The sequence below is a fragment of the Reichenbachiella sp. 5M10 genome (assembly GCF_002742335.1).
Taxonomy (GTDB): Bacteria; Bacteroidota; Bacteroidia; order Cytophagales; family Cyclobacteriaceae; genus Reichenbachiella.
Window position 1 is genome coordinate 496,181 of the sequence record NZ_MDGR01000007.1, and the last position, 24,939, is coordinate 521,119.

20 protein-coding genes and 1 tRNA gene are annotated in these 24,939 nt (G+C 43.1%); 15 read left to right on the forward strand and 6 right to left on the reverse strand.

Annotated features, from left to right (window positions below; genetic code table 11):
* The first annotated feature begins 1 nt into the window (after nucleotide 1).
* Together BFP72_RS02070 and BFP72_RS02075 are read left to right on the forward strand one after the other, a co-directional pair.
* The gene (locus tag BFP72_RS02070; RefSeq protein WP_099597528.1) at nucleotides 2-1,570 is read left to right on the forward strand and encodes an NAD(P)/FAD-dependent oxidoreductase; all 1,569 of its coding nucleotides are present in this window, start codon (nucleotides 2-4) and stop codon (nucleotides 1,568-1,570) included.
* A 37-nt stretch (nucleotides 1,571-1,607) separates the two neighbouring features.
* Nucleotides 1,608-1,988 (forward strand): CoA-binding protein, encoded by a 381-nt coding sequence (locus BFP72_RS02075; protein WP_369824006.1) that lies wholly within the window; start codon nucleotides 1,608-1,610, stop codon nucleotides 1,986-1,988.
* A 9-nt stretch (nucleotides 1,989-1,997) separates the two neighbouring features.
* Here the strand turns inward: BFP72_RS02075 and BFP72_RS02080 are convergent, their stop codons facing one another.
* Nucleotides 1,998-3,449 (reverse strand): right-handed parallel beta-helix repeat-containing protein, encoded by a 1,452-nt coding sequence (locus tag BFP72_RS02080; protein ID WP_099597529.1) that lies wholly within the window; start codon nucleotides 3,447-3,449, stop codon nucleotides 1,998-2,000.
* A gap of 245 nt (nucleotides 3,450-3,694) precedes the next feature.
* Nucleotides 3,695-4,207, reverse strand: a complete 513-nt coding sequence (locus BFP72_RS02085; RefSeq protein ID WP_099597530.1) for a DUF4924 family protein — start codon at nucleotides 4,205-4,207, stop codon at nucleotides 3,695-3,697.
* A gap of 288 nt (nucleotides 4,208-4,495) precedes the next feature.
* On the opposite strand from BFP72_RS02085, the gene lepA reads away from it, so the two are divergent.
* From lepA to BFP72_RS02130, 9 genes are all read left to right on the forward strand, one after another.
* Nucleotides 4,496-6,283 (forward strand): translation elongation factor 4, encoded by a 1,788-nt coding sequence (gene lepA, locus BFP72_RS02090; protein WP_099597531.1) that lies wholly within the window; start codon nucleotides 4,496-4,498, stop codon nucleotides 6,281-6,283.
* Between the two features lie 4 nt (nucleotides 6,284-6,287).
* On the forward strand, nucleotides 6,288-7,160 hold the full coding sequence (locus BFP72_RS02095) for a bifunctional 5,10-methylenetetrahydrofolate dehydrogenase/5,10-methenyltetrahydrofolate cyclohydrolase (RefSeq protein ID WP_099597532.1): 873 nt from the start codon (nucleotides 6,288-6,290) through the stop codon (nucleotides 7,158-7,160).
* A 40-nt stretch (nucleotides 7,161-7,200) separates the two neighbouring features.
* Complete coding sequence (locus tag BFP72_RS02100) at nucleotides 7,201-7,782, forward strand: 7-carboxy-7-deazaguanine synthase QueE (RefSeq protein ID WP_099597533.1); 582 nt, start codon at nucleotides 7,201-7,203, stop codon at nucleotides 7,780-7,782.
* A gap of 109 nt (nucleotides 7,783-7,891) precedes the next feature.
* Nucleotides 7,892-9,826 (forward strand): OmpA family protein, encoded by a 1,935-nt coding sequence (locus BFP72_RS02105; RefSeq protein WP_099597534.1) that lies wholly within the window; start codon nucleotides 7,892-7,894, stop codon nucleotides 9,824-9,826.
* Between the two features lie 257 nt (nucleotides 9,827-10,083).
* On the forward strand, nucleotides 10,084-13,254 hold the full coding sequence (locus BFP72_RS02110; RefSeq protein ID WP_158233243.1) for a SusC/RagA family TonB-linked outer membrane protein: 3,171 nt from the start codon (nucleotides 10,084-10,086) through the stop codon (nucleotides 13,252-13,254).
* A gap of 18 nt (nucleotides 13,255-13,272) precedes the next feature.
* The gene (locus BFP72_RS02115) at nucleotides 13,273-14,736 is read left to right on the forward strand and encodes a SusD/RagB family nutrient-binding outer membrane lipoprotein (RefSeq protein WP_099597536.1); all 1,464 of its coding nucleotides are present in this window, start codon (nucleotides 13,273-13,275) and stop codon (nucleotides 14,734-14,736) included.
* A gap of 11 nt (nucleotides 14,737-14,747) precedes the next feature.
* On the forward strand, nucleotides 14,748-15,491 hold the full coding sequence (locus BFP72_RS02120) for a BT_2262 family domain-containing protein (RefSeq protein WP_099597537.1): 744 nt from the start codon (nucleotides 14,748-14,750) through the stop codon (nucleotides 15,489-15,491).
* Between the two features lie 27 nt (nucleotides 15,492-15,518).
* Nucleotides 15,519-16,019 (forward strand): lipid-binding protein, encoded by a 501-nt coding sequence (locus BFP72_RS02125; RefSeq protein ID WP_099597538.1) that lies wholly within the window; start codon nucleotides 15,519-15,521, stop codon nucleotides 16,017-16,019.
* 62 nt (nucleotides 16,020-16,081) lie between these two features.
* Nucleotides 16,082-16,777 (forward strand): hypothetical protein, encoded by a 696-nt coding sequence (locus tag BFP72_RS02130; protein ID WP_099597539.1) that lies wholly within the window; start codon nucleotides 16,082-16,084, stop codon nucleotides 16,775-16,777.
* A gap of 77 nt (nucleotides 16,778-16,854) precedes the next feature.
* Here the strand turns inward: BFP72_RS02130 and clpX are convergent, their stop codons facing one another.
* From clpX to BFP72_RS02150, 4 genes are all read right to left on the reverse strand, one after another.
* Nucleotides 16,855-18,087 carry an ATP-dependent Clp protease ATP-binding subunit ClpX gene (clpX, locus tag BFP72_RS02135; RefSeq protein ID WP_099597540.1) on the reverse strand — a complete coding sequence of 411 codons (1,233 nt, stop codon included), beginning with the start codon at nucleotides 18,085-18,087 and terminating at the stop codon, nucleotides 16,855-16,857.
* Nucleotides 18,088-18,115: 28 nt separating this feature from the next.
* On the reverse strand, nucleotides 18,116-18,790 hold the full coding sequence (locus tag BFP72_RS02140) for a ClpP family protease (protein WP_099597541.1): 675 nt from the start codon (nucleotides 18,788-18,790) through the stop codon (nucleotides 18,116-18,118).
* A gap of 90 nt (nucleotides 18,791-18,880) precedes the next feature.
* Nucleotides 18,881-20,194, reverse strand: a complete 1,314-nt coding sequence (gene tig, locus BFP72_RS02145) for a trigger factor (RefSeq protein WP_099597542.1) — start codon at nucleotides 20,192-20,194, stop codon at nucleotides 18,881-18,883.
* Between the two features lie 76 nt (nucleotides 20,195-20,270).
* A tRNA-Leu gene (locus tag BFP72_RS02150) sits at nucleotides 20,271-20,352 on the reverse strand.
* Nucleotides 20,353-20,519: 167 nt separating this feature from the next.
* Here BFP72_RS02150 and BFP72_RS02155 point away from each other — a divergent pair.
* The 4 genes from BFP72_RS02155 to BFP72_RS02170 all read left to right on the forward strand — a co-directional run bounded on the left by BFP72_RS02155 (nucleotide 20,520) and on the right by BFP72_RS02170 (nucleotide 24,899).
* Entirely contained in the window at nucleotides 20,520-22,736 is a 2,217-nt protein-coding gene (locus tag BFP72_RS02155) for a bifunctional (p)ppGpp synthetase/guanosine-3',5'-bis(diphosphate) 3'-pyrophosphohydrolase (protein WP_099600658.1), read from the forward strand.
* Between the two features lie 61 nt (nucleotides 22,737-22,797).
* Entirely contained in the window at nucleotides 22,798-23,268 is a 471-nt protein-coding gene (locus BFP72_RS02160) for a Fur family transcriptional regulator (RefSeq protein WP_185123715.1), read from the forward strand.
* Between the two features lie 13 nt (nucleotides 23,269-23,281).
* On the forward strand, nucleotides 23,282-23,623 hold the full coding sequence (locus BFP72_RS02165) for an STAS domain-containing protein (protein ID WP_099597543.1): 342 nt from the start codon (nucleotides 23,282-23,284) through the stop codon (nucleotides 23,621-23,623).
* A gap of 7 nt (nucleotides 23,624-23,630) precedes the next feature.
* The gene (locus tag BFP72_RS02170; RefSeq protein ID WP_099597544.1) at nucleotides 23,631-24,899 is read left to right on the forward strand and encodes an adenylosuccinate synthase; all 1,269 of its coding nucleotides are present in this window, start codon (nucleotides 23,631-23,633) and stop codon (nucleotides 24,897-24,899) included.
* Nucleotides 24,900-24,939: the final 40 nt, after the last annotated feature.

The following is a 24,939-nucleotide window of genomic DNA, read 5'->3' on the forward strand; positions in this document are numbered from 1 at the left end:
CATGACGAAGATTTTGAAATATAGACTCAAACCAGAGATAGCGCTGGACGAGACGAGCTTTGCGGCTTTTGTAACCAATAAACTCGGTGTAGAGGCTGACTGGAAGTTGCTCAAGCGCTCCATCGATGCAAGAAGTCGCCATGTGCAGGTCAATGTGGAGGTAGCACTATCCGAGGGAGGCGAAGATCCTCGACCGATGGCTTATCAAAAGCCACAAAACAACGTAGCAGACAAGGCAGAAGTCATTATAGTAGGAGCAGGGCCAGCAGGATTGTTTGCTGCTATGCGCTGCATAGAGCTAGGGGCAAAACCCATCGTCCTAGAGCGCGGCAAAGATGTCCAAGCCCGCCGTAGAGACTTAGCTGCCATCAACAAAGAGCACAAGGTCAACCCCGACTCGAACTATTGTTTTGGAGAGGGAGGGGCAGGTACCTACTCGGATGGGAAACTCTACACCCGATCCAAAAAACGTGGAGATGTCACCCGCATCTTGGAGATACTCGTGGCACACGGGTCGCAGGAAGATATCCTAGTAGACACTCATCCGCACATCGGTACCAACAAGCTGCCCAAAGTAATCGAAGACATTCGTGAGACGATCCTCTCGCGTGGCGGAGAGATACGCTTCGATACGCGTGTGGAGGATTTCGTGATCCGTGAGGGAGAGATGAAAGGTGTGAAGACACAGGATGGTAGCATCGTCGAAGGGATAGGCGTGATCCTCGCTACAGGACATTCTGCAAGAGATATTTTTCGATTGCTTCAGACCTCTGGGGTCAAAATCGAATCCAAACCCTTTGCACTTGGCTTGCGGGTCGAGCATCCACAGCAGATCATAGACCAGATCCAGTACCACTGTGATACGCGAGGCGAGTATTTGCCTGCAGCGAGCTACAGTTTGGCGACACAGACGCAGTTTGACCAGGTACAGCGTGGGGTATTCTCCTTCTGTATGTGCCCGGGAGGATTTATCGTGCCTGCTGCTACCACAGACGGTGAGGTGGTCGTCAACGGCATGAGTCCATCCAAGCGCGACTCGAAATTTGCCAATTCGGGTATCGTCGTGGCAGTGGAAAACGAAGACCTCAAGGCCTACAAGTCGGAGGGAGATTTCAAAGCATTGGCGTTTCAGTCTGAAGTCGAGCAAAACGCCTGCCTCATAGCGGGAGGTACACAGGCAGCTCCTGCACAGCGTTTGGTGGATTTCGTCAAAGGCCGAATCTCTACGGATTTGCCTGACTGCTCGTACCAGCCAGGCTTGACTGCCGTCAATATGCGGGAGTTTTTGCCCGAATCGATCTATATGCGTCTCCGTGATGGGTTCAAGAGTTTTGGACGAAAGTCAAAAGGCTACTATACCAACGACGCGCAGGTGCTCGGCGTGGAGAGTAGAACGTCGTCTCCTGTACATGTACCGAGAAATCGCGAGACATTGGAACATATAGAGGTCAAACGTTTGTTTCCTTGTGGTGAAGGCGCTGGCTATGCAGGCGGTATCATGTCGGCAGCTATCGATGGCGAAAAGTGTGCGGAGAAACTGATCGAAGCGTATTTGGATACTAGAGCATAGATATTTAGACCCAAGAGTCAAGAACCAAGATGAAAGAATGATGACAGAACAGAAGAAACTAACGGCAGTACTGGGCGCAAGTACCAATCCGACGCGCTACGCGTATCTGGCAGCTGAGCGATTGCACCAGCATGGGCACCCGATCAAACTGGTATCTATCAAGAAAGGCGAGTTGTTTGGTGAGCCTTTTCAGGACTTGCGTCAAAAGCCGGGGATCAAAGGAATAGACACTGTGACGCTTTATATAGGGAGTGACAATCTCTCGGAGTGGCAAGACTACATCCTCAGTCTCCACCCCAATCGCATCATCTTCAACCCCGGCACAGAGAACCCCGAGCTGTCCAAAGCCGCTCAAGCCCAAGGGATAGAAACCATTGAGGCATGTACGCTGGTGATGTTGGGGACAGGGCAGTTTTAGCCTACTCTCCTATTTGTGCTCAAAAGCCCCTTGGTCATAGCCTTCTCCTAAGGGACGAGTTGTTCCTGCAAAGTCAAAGGTTACTCCATAACTAGAGACATCCTCACCCATGTCTATCAAAGGAGAGTCATCATTGAGTTGATAGTTGCCATCCAACCCTGCTTCGGATGTGCTTTGGCCAAAATAGTTGGCTAGCATTTCGACTGCCACATTATCATTCAATGTCGTAACATAGGCTTTTTCTCCCTCGGTTTGGAACGCACCTGGGCCAACTATGACATTGTTGATGACATGATTCAGGTCTACTTCATCTGAATAGAGTACTATGCCGTTTTCGGCAGGGTTGATGATTGTATTGTTGATGAAACTAAAGCCATCTCCAGTGGTATATCGCTCATCACAAAATACGCCACTAGCACCTGCATCTAGGATGATATTGTTGAAGGCAATGTTGTCTCCAATACCCAGCATAATCACACCATTGCCAGGCCCTGTGGAGATGTAGTTGTTGTAAAGCAAGCCGCCAGTGCCTTCTCCCACCTGAATTCCATTGTTCTGATAGGTAATGTTTTCATGTCCATAGTTTTCGATGTAGTTGTCATGAATTTTGACATCTTCTATCCCACAACCGACTTGGATGGCTTCCCAGCCTGCATTGATGACTTTGTTTCGGTAGATGTCCGCTCCTTTGATGTCATGAGGATATACTGTTCCACAGTCTTTTTTTACACCGTTGGCGTAGAAGGAGTTGCCAATATACAGGCCTTCTCCACCTGTGTCATGGACATAGTTGTCGTGGATGGAGATGTCTCTCATTACAAAGTTGTCGTGTTGCGTAGCGGGATCACAAGAAGGGTCTGTTTTGCCCATTATACCTGCAAAGCCAATGTCAGAAATTTCCATATGATCTACTTCGAAATTGGTGCTCAGTCCATCTAATGAAATACCAATGGAGACGGCACCACTGAGTTTGATTCCATACTCGTGATCATTGGATCCAGCACCAGAAATACGGAAGTATTTACAATTGTTTGTTCTGATTGCATAGGCCGCTTTTTTACTAGACATATCTATGACGGCCTGTCCACCACAGTTGATGATGAGTACAGGGTCAGTTTCGCTACCGGTAATGTTGGTTAGAGATACGGGTTCTTTGTAGGTGACTGTTCCGTCCAAGCATATGATATTGCCAGGCTGTACACCATTTTTGATTCCATCAAATCCAAAAGTATCTCCGGAGATAAAAAAATCACAGGTTGAGCAGTCAGTGGCTGAACAGCTGCCGTCGTTGGTGGTAGCTTTGGGGTCGTAAGAATCAGATAGAGGATTGGTGCAACCTAGCGTTTCGCTGGTTTCTATTTCAGTGCTTTTTTTGATATCATCATCTTTGCATGAAAAGACCGATACGAGGATTAGTAGCAAGAATAATCTTGCAGTGAAGGTTAGGGAGTAATGAAACATAGTACAGGTGATTAGGTTTAAGTTGAAAAGCTACAGAGAGTATTTTGCTATGTCAAGCAAGTTTGGATATGATATGTGTCAAGCATGAAACGATTTTTTCATCTTCTTTTCTCTCGTTGTATTCGTAGTTATGGTTACAGTGATTTAAGGGGGGGAGCAACGATGGGGCTGTAGGTGTTTTGTGCTAAAAAAAGTGAAGAGTCGTTTTTCTGAGTTGAATTTATAGAGGACTGGATAGCAGGAGGCTAGTTCATTTCTTTACGCTCGTTGTATTTGTAGCTGAGTAGGGAGAGAAGGTTGCCGAACTGATCGATCATGGCTTGCTCTTCGGGTTTGATGGGGCGCTCTTCGATTTTGAGGAGGAGGAAACCATAGATGCCGTTGAGGCAGAGTTGTACTTCGCTGGTGATGATGCCATTGGCTACTTGCATGTTTTCGTCGATGTAGGGTTTGGCCTTGAGGTAGACGTGATTATAGTTTTCGTCAGTGGATTTTAGTTCCTCGTGCAGTTGGTCGAGTTGTGCCACGATTTCGTTGATCTCAGCGAGGTGACCTGACTCTTGGATGTCTTGGTCTATCATCTTTTGCATGAATTCCTCGTAGTGGTTTACCTCAGCGAGTTTTTCTTTGGGCGTGATGGGAAAGAAATTGATGACCTGCGTCCCGAATTTCTCCAAATCAAATTTGTAGGCACGCATCAAGTCTTCCTTTCGGTAAATCTCGATGATGTATTCTGTGATGTTTTTGTTTTGATCCATGGTTTTAATTCAATTTTTCTGGTAATGACGTCCGGAGATCTCTGTAGTGCTGTTTTTTCTTCGTCTTCTTTCTAATGATGCGCTACTACTTCTTTTTTTCTCTGTATTGCTCGTCATTTGCCGTCTTTCCTTTCTCAATACTATGTACGAATTACACAATACTCAATCCGCTCTATTTTTACTTTGTACTAGATACTTTGTGCTCTCTCTACCAAGCGCCAAATCCCTCTGGAACTTTTTGCAAATGTGAAATTTTATTTATCTATTTTTGCCTTCTTTTTAAGAAAAATGGATCATCTAAGGAATTTTTGCATCATAGCGCACATCGATCACGGCAAGTCTACATTGGCCGATCGTTTGCTTCAGAATACAGGTACGGTTACAGGGAGAGACATGCAGGCACAGTTGCTGGATGACATGGATCTAGAGCGTGAGCGTGGGATTACCATCAAGAGTCATGCGATTCAGATGGCCTACCATCACGAGGGCAAGGACTATACGCTCAACCTCATCGATACCCCAGGTCACGTGGATTTCTCATACGAAGTGTCTCGCTCGATTGCGGCCTGTGAGGGCGCACTACTCATCGTAGATGCCTCACAAGGTATCGAAGCGCAGACGATCTCCAACTTGTACCTCGCACTGGAGCACGATCTGGAAATCATCCCTGTGTTGAATAAAATCGATTTACCCGGTGCACGACCTGAGGAGGTCTCTGAGGAGATTATTGATTTGATAGGTTGTGACATGGAGGATATCATTCACGCCAGTGGCAAGACTGGTGTAGGAGTAGATAATATTCTCGATGCGATCATCAAGCGGGTTCCAGCACCGAAGGGCAAGCCAGAAGAACCGCTACAAGCAATGATTTTTGACTCGCAGTTCAACTCATTCAGAGGGATTGAGGTAATCTTTCGCGTATTCAATGGTTCGATCAAAAAAGGAGATAAGATCAAATTCGTCGCGACAGGCAAGACCTATGAAGCAGACGAAATCGGGACGCTCGGTCTACAACAGCACCCCAAGAACGAAATTAAGACGGGAGATGTAGGCTATCTCATCTCTGGAATCAAAGTAGCCAAAGAGGTCAAAGTAGGGGATACGATTACGGCGGTAGATCGACCTACTACAGAAATGATCAAAGGGTTTGAGGAGGTCAAGCCGATGGTATTTGCGGGGATTTACCCTGTAGATACGCAAGATTACGAAGAGCTGCGCGCCTCGATGGAGAAGTTACAGCTCAACGATGCTTCGTTGGTCTGGGAGCCCGAGACTTCTGCAGCACTAGGTTTTGGATTCCGATGCGGGTTCCTTGGGATGCTGCACATGGAGATCATACAGGAGCGATTAGAGCGCGAGTTTGACATGACTGTGATCACGACTGTACCATCGGTACAGTTCAAGGCTTTCATGACGGATGGATCGGTACAGGATATCAATGCCCCGTCTGAGATGCCAGATCCGAGTAGGGTCAAGCATGTAGAAGAGCCGTTCATCAAAGCACAGATCATCAGCAAGGCAGACTATGTCGGTCCGATCATTTCGCTATGTATGGACAAGCGTGGGACGATCCAAAATCAAGTCTATTTGACGGCAGATCGCGTGGAGTTGACTTTTGATATACCCTTGTCGGAAATCGTGTTTGATTTCTTTGACAAACTGAAAACAATCTCTAGAGGTTATGCTTCGCTGGATTATGAGTTGACAGGGTTGAAGCAATCCAATATGGTCAAACTTGACATCATGCTCAATGGCGAAGCGGTGGATGCCTTGTCTGCTATCGTACACAGAGACAAAGCCTACGAGTGGGGCAAGCGTCTATGTGAGAAATTGAAAGAATTGATCCCAAGACAGATGTTTGAGATTCCGATCCAAGCGTCTATTGGGAATAAAATCATCTCCAGAGAAACGGTGAAGGCGATGCGCAAAAACGTATTGGCGAAGTGTTATGGTGGAGATATTTCGCGTAAGCGTAAACTGCTCGACAAGCAGAAAAAAGGAAAGAAACGTATGCGTCAGGTGGGGAACGTAGAGATTCCGCAGGATGCATTTATGGCTGTGTTAAAACTGGATTAAGAAAATGCCTACAATCATAGATGGTAAGAAGGTGTCTGCGGACATCAAGGACGAAATCAAATTACAGGTAGAAGCGATGAAGAATGAGGGCAAGCGCGCACCTCATTTGGCGATCATCATAGTGGGTGATGATGGTGCGAGTCATACCTATGTAGGAGGGAAAATCACGGCGTGTAAGGCAGTAGGCTTTGATTATACGTTGATGCAGTTTGCAGGGACGATCTCTGAGGACAAGCTGCTCAAACATGTCGATCAACTCAACGCGGATGAGGATATTGATGGATTCATCGTACAGCTGCCCTTGCCAGAACACATATCTGTAGAGAAAGTGACCGCTAGCATATCACCAGAGAAAGATGTGGATGGATTCACGAACGAGAATTTCGGGAGTATCACTTCCAAAGCGCCGCTATTGATGCCAGCTACTCCGCTAGGGATCATGGAGCTGATCAAGCGTTATGAGATCGAGACTCAGGGCAAGAACTGCGTGATCATCGGAGCGAGCCGTCTTGTAGGAGCACCTCTTGCACTCATGATGTCCAATGATGCCAATGCAACCGTGACGCTTTGCCATAAATACACCGAGGATCTAGCCGCTCATACGAGACAGGCGGACATCCTAGTGGTAGCAGTAGGCAAGCCCGGTCTGGTGAGCAAAGATATGGTCAAAGAAGATGCTGTAATCATCGACGTAGGAACCACTCGTGTAGAGGATAAGACGAAGAAGTCAGGTTTTAAACTGTCCGGAGATGTGGAGTATGCCGAAGTAGCACCCATCGCCAGTTATATCACGCCTGTCCCTGGTGGTGTAGGGCCGATGACGATCGCGTCATTACTTATCAATACACTGCAAGCTGCTAAGAACAACCTGAAGTAGTTTGAGTTACGTCCCCAAAATATCTGAGAAGCTCCCCATTATGGAGATTTTCTATTCCATCCAAGGAGAAGGGTACTATGCGGGGACACCAGCGATATTTATCCGTCTAGGAGGCTGTGATGTGGGCTGTGTATGGTGTGACGTCAAAGAGTCTTGGGACGAGAAAGATCATCCGTTTTTTACTGTCAAGGAGATCGTCGACCAGATCCAGGATTATCCCTGCAAGACGATCATTGTCACAGGTGGAGAACCACTGATGTATGACATGACGGAGTTGACCACTGCGCTCAAGGCGAAAGAGTATCAACTGAATATAGAAACCTCGGGAGCTTATCCGATGTCCGGTGTGTGGGATTGGGTATGTTTCTCCCCGAAGAAATTCAAAGCGCCAGACCAGTCGGTCTACGCTGCAGCAAGCGAACTCAAAGCCATTGCCTTCAATAAATCTGATTTCAAATTTGCAGAAGAGCACGCGGAGCAAGTCAATGACAGATGCAAACTCTATCTACAGCCCGAGTGGTCCAAGGCTGATAAGATGACGCCAGAGATCATCGAATATGTCAAAGCGCATTCCCAGTGGAATATTTCGCTGCAGACACACAAGTATCTCGATATCCGATAAAATTTTCTTGGTACTTTTGTTTCAGTAGTCAAATGACAAAGGTGCTGACTCCTGAAAGGGTAAGTTGTCTTTAGGTTAGTTTGGCTATCCTAAAAGATACCTGTTCGAAATGCGCTACACACTTCTATTTCTCTTTGTTTTTATTTTTGTTGACTCACACGCCCAGTACACTTCGTATCATTCGGAGGACAAAAAGGCACTTCGAGACTATGAGGAAGCACGGCAGTTGCTCAAGAGAGCACAGTTCCGTGAAGCCATGGAGCCGATGCTGGATGCGGTAGAGCGAGATCCAGATTTTATCGAAGTATGGCTTGCGCTGGGTAGTGCAAGCAACCGCTTGGGCTGGGATAGTTTGTCTTTTGTATATTTTAAGAAGGCGATTCGAATTGATCCTGATTATCCCAAATCAAAGTATGCCTACCATGCTATCGGGGAACAATTCTACAAAGATGCAGTGTACGATAGCGCAGAGGCTTATTTGGAGCATTATCTACGAACTATACCTGGAGATACACGTACAGAGACAGCTGCCAGAGCGATGATTTTGGATTGCCGATTTGCTCAGCAGGCGATTCAAAGCCCCTTTGACTACAATCTGCAAGAACTGGGAGCACATGCCAATTCCTTTGAGTTGCAGTATTTTCCGTCATATTCAGTAGATATGCAGCGCTTGTATTTTACGAGAAGAGTAGGCTTGGACAACTATGACGATGAGGATATCTATTATTGCGACCGAGACAGTACGACCAGAGGTTGGACTATGCCACAGTCGCTCTCACCCAATATCAACTCCGAAAACAACGAGGGAGCAGGTTCTGTCTCAGCAGACGGACGTACTTTGGTGTTTACTTCGTGCGATGGAGTCCGAGGCTTCGGAAGCTGTGATATCTATACGGCGGAGAAAGTCGGTGAGGATTGGAGTACTCCCCGAAATATTGGGAAGGCCATCAACAGCGGGGCTTGGGAAGCTCAGCCTAGTTTATCGGCAGACGGACGCACACTTCTTTTCGTCTCCAATCGCAGGGCAGGTTTTGGCGGTAAGGATATTTGGATCTCTGTCAAAGATAAAAAAGGGGATTGGCAACCAGCGTTCAACTTGGGCAAGGAGATCAATACGTCCAAAGATGAGATCAGTCCTTTTATTCATGCCAATGGAGAAACTATCTATTTTGCTTCGAATGGTCGAGAAGGTCTAGGAGGCTTTGATATCTACATGAGTGAAGTGGCTCAAGATTCTGTTTGGTCGGACCCAGTCAATTTGGGTGCGCCGCTCAATGATGCAAACGATCAAGTATCTCTTCACATCGGATCAGATGGCAAGTCAGGAGTATATACTGTGGAAAAATCAACGACTCAAGGTTTTCGGAGCAAGTTGTATGCTTTTGATCTACCGGATTCGTTTCGTGTGACACGTGAGAGTGCTTACCTCCGTGGCAAGGTGATTGATCATGAAAGCAAGAAACCCTTGTCTTCTACGATTCAGGTGTTCAAGTTGTCGGATGATCATTTTTATTCTCAGTTGGAGTCTGATCCCACAAATGGGGAATATACTCTGGTACTCACAGAAGGGTATCGGTATGGTATCTATGTTTCTGCTCCGGGGTATCTATTTGTGGATTTCTCCTTTTCGTTAGCTGACCTCCAGTCCTTTGATCGAAACTTGTTGGATATTGAGCTGCAGCCGATTCAGGTGGGGGCTTCCAGTACTTTGGGGAATATATTTTTTGATCATGATGACTATCGTCTCAAAGAAGAGTCTATGTCCGAACTACGCGTCGTGTATTATTTTCTCAAACGCAACCCCAATGTAGTGATGGAAATCGCTGGCCATAGCGATAGCCAAGGAGAAGAGTCATACAATCTCAAACTTTCGACCCAGCGAGCCAAGACGGTGTATGATTTCTTGCTTTCGAAAGGAATCAGAGCTAGTCAGCTGACCTTCAGAGGTTACGGTGAAAGTCAGCCGAAGACCACAGAAAGATCCGAGGCTGCACAGGCCAAAAATCGCCGAATTGAATTTTTGGTATTGGAAATCAAACCATAAGAGTCGTTTTAGGACAAATCTCAGATTCCAAATATAAATCTTCTGAAAAGAGGTAATATTGGTCATATTGGTAGAATCTTTTGGCTTTTTTAGTATTCCAAGAACAAGATTTGCCATACATGAAAAAGACTGCAAAAAAACAGTATGCGCGCCAACTAATAATTGTTAGTTGAGGCTAGTGAAAGTGTTTCAAATGCCATATGTTTGGAATTAGAAAACATACTTTTAAACATTTTTTAACAATTAAAACATACGATATGAAGAGGATTCTACTTATTTGTTTCATGTTGTTGTCTGCACTCGTGACAGAGTCGTGGGCACAAAATCGTACTATATCTGGTAAAGTTACCGATGATATGGGCGAGTCAATTCCTGGGGCAAATGTTGTCATTAAGGGAACAACAATTGGAACAACGTCTGACATAGACGGTAATTGGAAATTAAGCGTGCCTTCTGACGGAGGGACACTGGTAATTACGTTTGTCGGAATGGCGCCACAAGAGGTTGAGATTGGGGCTAGATCTGTAGTGGATGTGGCAATGGCTGCTGATGCTAAGCAATTGACAGAGGTTGTTGTGACTGCACAGGGTGTTGAGAGAGATATTAAATCTCTTGGATATTCAGCTACAGCTGTAGGTGAAGAGGAAGTTACTCGAGGAAGAACTAGTGACGTCATGAGTTCACTACAAGGTAAAGTTGCTGGAGTTAATATTAGCTCAGCTTCAGGTGCTCCAGGAGCATCAACTAAGGTGATTCTTAGAGGATATTCTTCTATTGGTGGAAACAACAACCCGTTGTATATCGTGGATGGTGTGCCTATCAATAACAGTTCTAACTATGTTAATGCTTCTAACTCAAGCACTGATATAAATAGATCTCAAGATTTTGGTAACAGAGCGAATGATATTAACCCTGATGATATTGCATCGGTCACTATTTTGAAAGGTGCTTCTGCGACTGCATTGTATGGGTCTAGAGCAGCCAACGGTGTGATTTTGATCACCACTAAAAGTGGCAGTAACTCTAAAGGAATGACAGTCGCCTTTACAAGTTCAGCTACATTTACTCAGCCGTTGAGGTTGCCAGATTTACAAGATACTTTTGGTCAAGGATGGAGTGGTCACTGGGATTCTTCTGAGAACGGTAGTTGGGGACCAGTAATGGACGGAGACGATCGTTTGTGGGGTAACGTAGTGGATAATTCACAGCAAATAAAAAGCTTTGAGTCAAGAGATAACTTGAAGGATTTCTATGAAACAGGTACTTCATATATCAATACTCTGTCATTGAGTGGCGGAAACGATCTCGCTACGTATTACCTGTCTTATGGTAATGTGTCTCAGGACGGTATCGTACCAGGTGATCACGATATTTTAGATAGAAATACGCTTTCTATGAGAGGGACGTTGAAGACCAAAAAAGTAAAAGTGGAGTCTTCCCTGAATTTTTCTAAGAAGAAGCAAAGTGTAATCACTACCGGTCAAGGTGGAGGAGGTACAACTACTTTTCAAGAATTGATTCAAATTCCTAGAGATTTTAGCATTGTAGACATGAAGGATTACAACGACCCCTTCTACAACTTGGATAATTTCTACACTCCATACGCTCAAAATCCATACTATTCTATCAATGAAAATGGAAATGAATTTGATGAGAATAGAGTGTACGGTAAGGTGCAATTGACGTACAATTTCACAGATTGGTTGAATGCCTCGTATCGTTTGGGAGCGGATGTAGCCAATTCTACGATTACAGATTGGATTGCTATTGCTGAGACGAACCCTGGTACCCCGAATGCTGCGATCCAGCAAATTCCAGGTCAAGTGACTGAGTCTACAAGGGAAGCCGTCGAGTTTGATCATACATTCATGTTGAATGCTTACAAAGAGGTTTCTTCTGGTTTGAGTTTGTCAGGTTTGATTGGCTTAAATATCAATCAAAGGTCTACACGTAATTTTTCTACTACAGCCGCAGATTTGGATATCCCAGGTTTTTATGTGTTGGGTAATGCATCAGGGACTCCAGTACCTACTACTTATGTGTCAGAAAGAAGGTTGGTGGGGCTATATGGTCAGGTAGAAGCTTCGTATAAGGATTATCTTTTCTTAACCATTGTGGCTAGAAATGATTGGTCTTCGACACTACCTATAGAGAACAACTCTTTCTTTTACCCAGGGGCTAACTTGAGCTTTGTCTTTACGGAGACTACCTCTGTATTTGACAACATCATGTCGTTCGGTAAGTTGAGAGCGAGTTGGGGACAAACAGGTAATGATGCCAGTCCATATTCAGTGAATTCTGTTTTGATACCTGGAAACGTTGCACTTCCTTTTGGGGATATTACATTGCCATTCAACGGAGTGAACGGGTTCGAAGTGTCTAATCAAATTGGTAATCAAGCGCTGCAACCAGAGATCACCTCAGAGATCGAACTAGGGTTTGATATTAGATTTTTGAATAATCGTATAGGTGTTGATTTTACTTATTACGATAGATCAACTACAGATCAAATTTTGGCTGTGCCTGTTGCTGTATCGAGTGGATATACTTCGCAAGTTCAGAATTTGGGAGAAGTTTCTAATAAAGGGATTGAGTTGATGGTGAATTTGACACCTATCAAGACTTCTAATTTTACTTGGGATGTGAGTTACAACTTTACGAAAAACAAAAATGAAGTTGTGAAATTGAATGGTGATTTGGATAAGGTAGTCTTGAATTCTCTTTATGGGATAGAACTTATAGCAGAAGAAGGGAAGCCATTGGGTACTATCTTGGGTCATACAGAGAAAACTACGGATGATGGTAGAATTATTGTGAGTGAAAGCAATGGGATTCCTTTGGTTGCTGACGATAAAGTGGAATACGGAGACATTAATCCAGATTTCACGATGGGATTGAGTAACAGGTTCTCTTATAAGGGGCTTTCGATGAATATTCTTCTAGACTATAGAAAAGGGGGAATGATGTATTCATATACACAACGATTGACACAGTTTGTAGGGAATTCAGTTAATACTACTTATAACAGCAGGAGACCATTTATCGTTCCTAATTCTGTGATTGAACATGCCGATGGATCATACTCGGAAAACTATATTGCAGTAGATATGGCAGATATTAATAACTATTGGAACCAAACGTCAAACAACGCTCGAAGTAGAGATCATGTGATTGATCGTTCTTTCTTGAAGTTGAGAGAAGTTAGTATAGGTTATGATTTTCCTCAGACAGTGATTGGGAATACGTTCTTGAATTCACTTTCATTGAATGTGATCGGAAGAAACTTACTGTTGTTTACTCCAGAAGAGAATCAAATCGTGGATCCAGAATCTACTACTATGGGTAATGACCTACTCGGAGCATTTGGTGAGTTTGGAGTCGGTCCAACAACTAGAAGCTATGGAGTAAGCTTGAAAGCAACTTTCTAATTACTAAATATAGAAAAGATGAAAAAATATATAATTTATTTGTTAGTGATTGCTGTAGGTGTATTGCCTTCATGTGATGACTATTTGGATATTAATACTGACCCTAATAATGCTTCTGATGCACCAGCCAGCCTCGTATTTCCGGCAGCTACACTTTCGGTGATCAGTGTGATCGGTGGTGACTATGCAATATCTGGAAACATGTGGTCTCAGTATTGGACACAAAACAATTCTTCCAATCAGTACAAAAGTGTTGATGGGTTCAATTTGCAAAGTACTTTTCAGCAAGGTCGTTTTTCGGAGCTGTATTCTGGTGCTTTGAATGATTTGAAATATACTAAGAATAAGGCAAGCGAGTCTGAAGACTGGAATGTTTATTTGATGGCTACTTTGTTGGAAGCCTATACTTTTCAAGTGTTGGCTGATTTGTACGGAGAGATTCCATTTGATCAGGCGTTGGAAGGTGATGTAAGTAACTTCGCTCCTGAGTACATAAGTGGTGAGGCTGTGTATGATTCTCTAATTGTACGTATAGATAAAGCTTTGGCAAAGGATTTGGGTGCAGTTACTAGTACTGATCCTGGAGCTTCTGATTTGGTTTTTGGTGGAGATATGGACAATTGGGTGAAGTTTGCAAATACACTCAAGTTGAAAATATACATGAGGCAAACGGAGGCGAGAGCAACTGTTGCACAAACTGGTATTGACGCTTTGTATGCTAGTGGTGCCCAGTTTTTGGACGTGGATGCAGGGGTGTTCGATTTCAAAAATGAAGCCAATGCTAGTAACCCTTTATATGAGCAAGATAGGAGACAATTGAATACTCCAAACAATATTCGTGCGAGCCAAACTTTTGTCGATTACTTGACTAATAGTGGAGACCCAAGATTGGATGTATTGTTTGAAGTACCTGTTAACGGAGGTGCTGTTACAGGGATGAGACAAGGTGATTACGAGAGACCAACTACTGAATTGGATTCTGATGATATTTCTTTGGCTGTTATATCTGCAATAGATCCTGTGTTATTCTTTAGTGAGTCAGAATCCCTGTTTTTGCAGGCAGAAGCGGCTGCTAGGGGGTATGGTACAGGAATTGCTTCTGATTTGTACGATGAAGCAGTTCTGGCCGCATTTGATCGTTTGGGAGAGGATGGATTGTCATTTATCCAAACAGGTGGATTGTATGAGTATCCTGCAGGTACTATGGCCGAAAATATTGAGGCCATTATGATGCAAAAATGGGTTTCTCAAGCTAGAGTAAATGGATTGGAATCTTGGTTTGACCATCTCAGAACAGGGATACCTGTAGAAAATGATGATCCAAGTAGTACTACTGTTGCCGGTGAGTTGAATTACCCTGTAAATGGTGTAACTGCGGGTAGATACCCAAGACGTTTGTTGTACCCGGATAGTGAGGTGAGTAGAAACCCAAATACACCAGAGCAAAAGGATATTTTTACTCCTGTTTGGTGGGATAAATAAAAAATCGAGATATGAAAAAGATAAATTTAATTATAGCAGTATTCTTTGTCTCTATATTGAGTTCATGTGGAGATTTGGAAACGGAAGGCGTTTCAAGAGTTACTTATTTTCCTACGTTTGAAAGTGAAGGAAGTGACTTAGTTATTGTTGATCCTAGCGAGACTTATTCTGATGTTCCTGTAATGGCGACTGAAGATGGTGTGGAGCTGGAAGTGACTAGTGTAGTGAATGGCAGGTATTCAGGTTATAAGGGAGCTGATTTAGGTCCTAATGAAGATGAGTATGTTATTACATATACTGCGACCAATGGAGATGGATTTCCTGGATCTACGACACGAACTGTGACAAAAGTGACAACTGGTGATTTGGTTAATAGCATTTCAGGTTATTACTCTTGTTATACAGAACGGGACAATGACAGTAAGGAGAATTATAGTAATGTGCCGATTTTGATATGGGAAACTTCTCCAAATGTGTATGAGATATCATGTTTAGTTGGAGGTTTTTATGGTGATTCAGCGGCGAAGAATTACGGAGATGGATATCTCTGCAGAGGAGGTACTGTTACCGTAAACGATCTTGCTACCAATAGTTTCTCGTTTAGTACTGGTGAATTTCCTATTTGGGGTAATACGGGTGATATTCAATCAATGACTGTAGATCCAGCAACCAAAACAATTAAATTTCAGACATTAACAGATTTTGGAAGCAATTGGTACATGACTTTGGTCCAAATACAGCCAGATGAGCTTTAATTTGTTGGCAATTTTAAATTTGATGAAATGAAAAATATATTTAGAAATATTATACTTCCATTTATGTTCTTGGGACTTGTGTCTTCTTGTGATCAAGAGTCAGCAGATCCTGGGGCTACAGAAATGGAAGCTTTGGCTGGGGAATGGTATATTCAATATTATGTTGAAACACCTGCTGGTTCTGGTGAATTTGCAGACACTGGATATGGTTACTATAAGGTGATAACTTCAAATACGGCTGCAAATACGGCTACCGAAATGCTAGTTGATGATTTAGGATGGGGTATCACTTATAAGGTAGATGTGTCGGGTTTTGAATTTAGTGTTACGGATTCCCCTGATTTGGCTGGAAGTACAGATGCTGTGTCTATTAACAACGGGATTGTTATTCCTGATGGTGGTTTGTCCACATCGGGTGTGGTTACGGATAGTATCTCATTTGAGTTTGTTCAGCCAACGGCTACAGATAATGCTCTTTACAGAGCTTCTGGAGTTAGAAGGACTGGTTTCTTAGAGGACGAGCATTAATTTTTTAATAGAAAAGTAAAGATTAAAAGAGCTGATTTATCAGCTCTTTTTTTTATGATTACATGATGAAAATATTTTATTTTATTTTATTTCAGCTGTTGGCTGGAGCTGTATTGGCTCAGACACATCAGCGGAATGCTGTGGTGAGTGATCCTGTGATTGATGCTCAGTTTGGTGATTTACAACAAAAGAGAAAGTCTAAAGGAGAAACTGAAGGAACCTATTTCTTATGGGATGTGGACCCTCGTGGAGTAATGTATGGAGTCAATGGAGATACAACTTCTCAGGTAGTTTTTAACTATAATATCAATGGAGATTATTTTGAGATTGCAAACATGGATAAGAAGTGGGTTGTGAATGGGGAGCAGTTGATAGGTTTCCACGTGAGGGAGTTGAACGCTTTAACCTCATCATATTATGTTAGGCTTTCGGGTAGAGAAGATATTCCTGACGGCTTCTTTAAGGTGTTGTTCGCATCAAGTATGTATCAGTTGTTGGAGCATGTGATTGTGGATTTCTATCCAAGTAATTACAATGCCATTACAGATAGCGGTTATGAATATGATAGATATGTAAAATCTAATGTGTATTATTTGTTAGTAGAAGATGAACTATTAGAAGAATCTAAGTCTACAAAAAAAATAGTAAAGGCTATTAATGAAGTTGATAGCCGAGTAAAATCTCATGTTAAGAAGGAAGGGTTGGATGTAAACCGTTTGTCCTCTGTCGTGGAGGTGCTTTCTTTTGTGTCGAGTTGATTAGCTTTTGACTAGAAAACAAAAGAGGGCTCTCCATATCAATGAAGAGCCCTCTTTTGTTTTCTAGTTTAGGAGTCTTATGCTACCTTGAGTTTGTTGATTTTGGACTTTTCAAACTTCTCTTCTGCGTAAGCCTTAGTCACGACTAGCTTCTTACTTTTTTCATCAGAAGGCATCTCAAACATTGCATCATTGACGATCGATTCACAGATTGACCGAAGTCCGCGTGCACCTAGTTTATATTCCAGAGCCTTTCCTACAATGTAGTCTAGGGCATTCTTTTTGAATTCTATTTCAATTCCTTCCATCTCAAAGAGTTTGGTGTATTGCTTGACCAAAGCATTTTTCGGTTCAGTCAATATCTTTTTCAAAGCACTTTGATCTAATGGATTGAGATGGGTTAATACGGGAAGACGACCTATGAGTTCAGGGATCAATCCGAAGGATTTCAAATCGGGTGCTGTAATGTATTGTAGTAAGTTCTCTTGGCTGAGCTCTGTGAAATCATCTGATTTGCTGTGCGCACTGAATCCCAGTGGGCGTGTATTGAGTCGCGATCCAATGTTACGTGTGATGCCATCGAAAGCCCCGCCACAAATGAAAAGTATGTTTTCAGTGTTTACGGTGATCATTTTTTGATCTGGATGCTTTCTTCCACCTTGTGGTGGTACGTTGACAGACGTGCCTTCTAGGAGCTTTAGCAGTGCTTGCTGTACCCCTTCTCCGCTTACATCCCTAGTGATCGAGGGATTATCCGACTTGCGGGCGATTTTATCCAGCTCATCAATGTAAACGATACCTCGCTCGGCAGCTTCTACATCGTAGTCTGCAGATTGCAATAGCCGCGTGAGGATACTTTCTACATCTTCACCGACATATCCCGCCTCTGTAAGTACGGTTGCGTCTGCGATACAGAAGGGTACTTGTAGGATTTTGGCCAATGAGCGTGCCAAATAAGTTTTGCCAGTACCTGTCTCTCCTACCATGATGATGTTCGATTTCTCGATTGTGATATCATCATCTTTCTTGTCTTGCATCAAGCGCTTGTAGTGGTTGTATACCGCTACGGAGATGACCTTTTTTGCCTCGTCCTGGCCAATTACGAATTGGTCGAGGTGATCTTTCATCTCCTTGGGTTTGATCAAGTTGAAATTAGGAGAGGAAATGTCATTTTTGGTTTTCTGCTCTTCGGACAGAATTTGATTGGCTTGTGATATGCATTTGTCACAAATATGGGCATGAATGCCCGATATCATTAAATCCACATCTTTTTTATTTCTCCCGCAAAACGAACATGTTACCTGTGCCATTCCCTCTTCTTTTGTTTAAATATACTAATTATTTGCTCGAGTCTCTCACGAGTACTTCGTCGATCAAGCCGTATTTCTTCGCTTCATCTGCTCTCATCCAGTAGTCTCTATCCGAGTCGCGTTCGATCTCTTCATAGCTTTTGCCGCTATGCTTCGATAGAATGTTGTAAAGGTCTTCTTTGACCGATAGTGTTTGCTTCAATGAGATCTCCATGTCTGATGCTTGACCCTGCATACCAGACATGGGTTGGTGAATCATGATTCTGGCATGAGGTAGTGCAGCTCTTTTGTTGGCTGCTCCACCTGCTAGCAGTACCGCCCCCATAGAGGCCGCCAGACCTGTACAGATGGTGTTGATGTCTGGATTGACATAGTTCATCGTGTCATAGATTCCTAGACCAGCATATACTGACCCTCCTGGACTGTTGACATAGAGCAAGATGTCTTTTTTAGAGTCTACAGATTCCAAAAAGAGCAATTGTGCCGTGATAATGTTGGCGATGTTGTCATCTACTCCAGTACCTAGAAAGATAATTCTGTCCATGATGAGTCTCGAGAAAACATCGATTTCGGCAAATCTTGTAGGCCTTTCTTCGATGACCGAACGAGTCATGTTTTCGATATGACCAGTATATTGATCAAACGTATTTCCATTTATGTTTTGGCCTTTGACGGCAAAATCTCTAAACTCCTTTTTGTCCATTTTATGATTTTTTAATACAGATACAAAAAAACAAAAAAAGCCCTTATATCAAAGGACTTTTCTTTTAGACGATTCTTTTTGAACAAAAGTTTACGCTTTTTCTCTGTATTCTTCTACAGTGACATCTTTTGCCTTGATGGTGACTTTTTCTTTGATAAAAGAAACGATTTTGTCGTTGAACACGGATTCTTGAAGTTTCATGTAGTTGTTGCCATTTTCACCCTGTAGGTAGTTGGTGGTAAAGGCATCTATATTTGCTTCCATTTGCTCAGACATGCCCATTGAACCAAACTGCTGGCGAATCATAGCTTTAGCCGCTTCTACAATCTCTTCGTGTTCTACTTTGAGTTCATTGTCTTTTGCTATTTTGCTCTTGATCATAGACCATTTGAGGTCGTTGGTGTAGAGTGGGTACTCTTGTTCTATTTGCTCATCGGTGACATCTTTGTTAGATACTTTCAACCACCTTTTCAAGAAAGTGTCCGGCAATTCGATTTTGATGTTTTCGATGAAGGCATCTCGAATTTTCAAGTGTGTATACCCATCTGTTTCTTTGTTGTAGTTTTCAGTGATGGCTGATTTTACCTTTTCTACAAACTCCTCTTCTGATTTGACTGCATCTTTACCAAACACCTTGTCAAACATGTCTTGGTTCAATTCCGAGGGGATGACTCTGTTGATGTTCTTGATTTCGAACTTGATTTTACCAGATAGTTCTTTGTGGTCCCCGAGAAATTGAGCACGAATAGCTTCATCTTTGATCGATTTGCTTGGGTCAAACTCAATGATGTCTCCAGACTTCTTTCCGATGAATTTCTTTTGGTCTTTTTTCTCTACTTCTTTGAGCTCAAGAGTTGTGCCTGCGGGTTCTTCCACGCCTTCTACTTGGATGTACCCATACAATGCGTCTCCGTCTTCGGATGTCTCAGGGTTGGTAGTTTCTCCAAACTGATTTTTGAGATTGTCCAAAGTCTCAGTCATCAACTTGTCATCGATCTTGATCGAGTATGTGTCAACTTTGACTTTTTTGTCTACGGCTACTTCAAAATCAGGGGCCATTCCGATGCTGTACTCAAAATCGAACTCAGATCCGTTGTCCCAATCCAAAGCCTCCACTTTTTCTTGGTTAGGAAGTGGTTCGCCGAGCAATTGTATCTCGTTTTCTTTGATGTAATCCATGACCTGACGAGAGACCAAGTTGTTGATTTCGTCAACTAGAATGGATTTTCCGTACATTCTTTGGATTACAGACTTAGGAATCTTCCCTTTTCTAAAACCCTTTATGTCGGCCTTTTTGCTGTACTCTCTGATCTTTTCCTCAACATTCGGTTGATAATCAGCCTCCTTTAAATTAATTTTAATAAGGGCTTCTGTCTTTGAGATTTGATCTAATTGAATATCCAAAACTGTGTGCTTTATGTACTAGTTATCAAAATTAAAAAACCCTCTAGCCTGATTTTCAGGTAGAGGGTAAATTGTGTGCGGATGGAGGGACTCGAACCCCCATGCCTCGCGGCGCTAGATCCTAAGTCTAGTGCGTCTACCAATTTCGCCACATCCGCATGTGTTCGAAAAATTTGGAGGTGCAAAGCTAATGGGATAATTCAATTATTCAACATCAAACTGTAAAATATTTCAATCATTTTCACAATTGATTGTAAGCTCTAATTCTGATCTTTGTTGATCGGTTGTTTTGTAGGATTTTACTCAATGTATTCGAATGGGAGAGTTGGTGCTCGTAGATGAGGTAGAAGAGAAAAAGGAGATTTTAAGAAGGTATAGAAAGCTGCTCAGACGAGCAAAACCTTTTTTGAAGGATAATGACGCGAAGTTGATTCGCAAGGCGTTTTATACTGCAGCGGAGGCGCACAAAGATATGCGCCGCAAGACAGGCGAACCTTACATCTATCACCCGATAGAGGTCGCGTTTATATGCGTGTCAGAGATTGGGTTGGGGACGACTTCCATTATTTCTGCTTTACTACATGATGTTGTTGAAGATACGGATTGGTCACTCGCAGATATCGAGAGGGAGTTTGGGGTGAAAGTGATGCGTATCATCGATGGCCTGACCAAAATTTCGGGAGTACCTGGAGAGAGTATGTCCGAGCAGGCAGAGAATTTTAGAAAGATGCTGCTCACCTTGTCTAAAGATACACGTGTGATCCTCATCAAGTTGGCAGATCGTTTGCACAATATGCGCACACTCGAGAGTATGCCTCGCCACAAACAACTCAAGATTGCCTCGGAGACGTTTTATCTCTATGCGCCTTTGGCACATCGCTTGGGATTGTATGCGATCAAAACGGAACTGGAGGATCTATCGATGAAGTACCGAGAAGCAGACGAATACAATTTTATCGCAAAGAAAATCCACGACACCAAAGATCAGCGAAACCGTTTTATTCGCAGCTTTATACGCCCGATCCAAAAATCGATCAACGAACAGGGGTACAAAGTAGAGATTAAGGGTCGTCCTAAATCGATTTTTTCGATAGCTACCAAAATGAAAAAGCAGAACATACCCTTCGAGGAGGTGTATGATCTGTTTGCGATTCGGATCATTGTGGATGTGGAAGAAGAAAATGAAAAGGCAGCCTGCTGGCATCTTTATTCTATAGTGACAGACTACTATACTCCGAATCCAGATCGTCTGAGAGACTGGATCAGCATCCCCAAAGGCAACGGGTACGAGTCCCTTCATACGACGGTGATGACTAATAAAGGACAATGGGTAGAAGTACAGATCAGGGCACGACGGATGGATGATATAGCAGAAAAGGGCTATGCCGCTCACTGGAAATACAAGGATGGTACTGCCAAAGGGTCCGAATCGTCTCTCGATCAATGGATTGCTAAGGTGAGAGAGTCTTTGGAACAGAACGACATATCGGCGATTGAATTTGTCGATGATTTCCGGTCCAACCTGTTTCAAGAAGAGGTGTACGCTTTTACCCCCAAGGGGAAATTGATAACCTTGCCAACAGGAGCATGTGCTCTAGATTTTGCGTTTGATATTCATACTGAAGTAGGAGGATGTTGTATCGGAGCGAAAATCAACAAGAAGTTGGTTTCGCTCAACACGGAAATTAGAAATGGAGATCAAGTCGAGATATTGACTTCATCCAAGCAGCACCCAAATGAAGGCTGGCTCAAGTATGTCGTGACTTCCAAGGCGATATCCAGTATCAAGGATTATCTCAAGGAAGAAAAAAAGAAAGCGGCGTTTGAAGGAAAGGAGATTGTGATGCGCAAGCTCAAGCAAATCAAGCTTGAACTCAACAATGATACAATCAATCGAATGATTGCGTATTTTGGTGCAGAGTCACCGCTAGACTTCTTTTATGATGTAGCCAAAGGGAAGATTGATCCCAAGCACATCAAAAAGATCAGTGAGGTGAAAGACCTGAAGAAGCCAGGCAGGAAGCATGAAGAGTCACAAGAGATTGCCAAAGCGACCAAAAAGGCTAAGGAGGCGAATAGCAACCTGTTGATTATCGGGGACAACATGAATAATATGGTGGATTACAAATTCGCTAACTGTTGCAAACCAATTCCTGGCGATGACGTTTTTGGTTTTGTGACCGTCAGTGATGGGATCAAGATTCACCGTACGACTTGTCCAAATGCGACCGAGCTCATGTCCAACTATGGCTATCGGATCATCAAGGCCAAGTGGACTTCTCAGCAGGAGATTGCATTTTTGGCTGGGCTCAAAGTCATCGGAACCGACCGAATGGGTATGATCAATGACATTACCCAAATTATTTCTAACGATTTGAAAGTCAATATGCGGTCGATGAGTATCGATACTGATAATGGCATTTTTGAGGGGAATATGAAGGTTTATGTAGATGATACTTCTCACTTGGAGAAGATGATTCACAAGCTCGAAAGCATAGACGGGATAGAGAGAGTCTACCGCTTTGATTTATTTGAAGAATAATATCTATAAAAAACTATATTTGCACGCGAGAAGTCAAAAACCATTGATAATATAAAAAAAATTGAGCCAAACAGAAGGACATAGTACTGTAACGACCAAAATCTACGAGGAGGTTAAGAACATCTTTACGAAATTTTTGGAAAATAAGTCTTTGCGTAAGACACCTGAGCGATATGCTATCCTAGAGGAAATTTATAGCAAGACGGGGCATTTTGATGTGGAAACCCTCTACATCAGCATGAAAAACAAAAATTACCGTGTGAGTAGGGCGACAGTATATAACTCCCTCGATCTCTTGGTAGAGTGCGATCTCGTCACCAAGCATCAGTTTGGACAGAATCTCGCTCAATACGAGAAATCCTATGGGTTCAAGCAGCACGACCACATATTGATGGAAGGTAGTGGAGAGGTTTTGGAATTTTGTGATCCCAGAATTCAGAACATCAAACGAACCCTCGAAGAAATGTTTGACATTGATATCACGCATCATTCCTTGTATTTCTTCGCAAAGAATAAAAAAGACAAGAATTAATAATCCCGTAGAAATGACTTTTAATTTCAATCAAGAGAATGATGTGATGATCATTCAGTTTGAAGGTGATCTGATTGGCGAAGAAAATGGCCCAGAGATCATCGGGAATGTCAACGACACATTAAACAACAACATCGTCAAATGCGCTGTTGATATCTCAGAAGTGAGATATATCAACAGCAGTGGTATTGGCGTACTGATTACTATCCTGACCAAGTTTAGAAACAAGGGAGGAGAAGTGATACTCATTAACCCTTCGGATCACGTAAAAAAACTATTGGTCATCACTAAACTGAATGCAATATTCACGATAGTGGAAGACCTAGATCAAGCAAAAAAGGAACTGAATAAATAATAAGCGCATGTCTGTAGATGTATTGCTAGGGCTCCAATGGGGCGATGAAGGAAAAGGGAAAATCGTCGATTATTTGACACCTAATTATAATGTGATTGCGAGATTTCAAGGAGGGCCGAATGCTGGTCACACTTTGAAATTTGGAAATACTAAACACGTCTTGCATCAAATCCCATCTGGGATATTTCACAAGGGAGCGGTCAATATCATCGGAAATGGTGTGGTATTGGATCCTGCTATTTTTCAAAAGGAGATTTTGGCTCTCGAAAAATTCGAGAACTACGATGCGAGTAAGCTCAAAATTTCGAAAAAGGCTCAGTTGATTCTGCCGACACATAGAATCCTAGATGCGGCCTATGAGAACGCCAAAGGAGATAAAAAGATCGGCTCGACACTGAAAGGTATCGGACCGACATATGAAGACAAAATATCAAGAAATGGACTCAGAGCGGGAGATACGCTCGGGGCAGATTTCATGAGCAAGTACGAAGCATCAAAGAAGCGTCATTTGGAGATTTTGAGTCACTATGACTTTGAATTTGATTTGACAGAGCTGGAAGAGGCGTTTTTGAAGGGGGTAGAGTTCATCAAAACTTTTGACTTGATCGATAGTGAGTATGTCCTCAATGCACATCTCACCTCTGGGGACAAAGTACTGGCAGAAGGAGCCCAAGGATCTTTGTTGGATATCGACTTTGGAAGTTATCCATTTGTGACCAGTTCGAATACGACTACAGCAGCAGCTTGTACAGGTTTGGGAGTGGCAGTCAACAAGATCGGCGAGGTGTTTGGTGTGTTCAAAGCATATTGTACACGTGTAGGTAGTGGACCTTTCCCTACTGAGTTGCATGATGAGACTGGAGAGAAAATCAGAGCCAATGGAGGTGAATTTGGTGCGACAACTGGTCGTCCGAGAAGATGTGGGTGGTTGGATCTCCCTGCGTTGAAGTATGCGGTGATGGTCAATGGCGCGACCAGATTGTACATGATGAAGGCAGACGTCTTGTCTGGTTTCGAAGAGATTAAGGTGTGTACGCACTATAGAGGGAAGGATGGTGTTTTGACAGATCAGATGCCGTTTGATTTGGCTGATGAAAGTTTCGAGCCTGTGTACGAGACGGTAAAGGGCTGGACCGAGGACTTGACAGCTATCTCTACTTACGAGGGATTGCCTGCTAGTTTGAAGCAATATGTCGAGTATATCGAGAAAGCAATTGGTTTACCTATTGACATTGTATCCGTAGGGCCGGACAGAGACCAGACCCTGCTGAAATAAGTATAATTAAAGAAAATGAAAAGCCCCTTGACTGTCACAG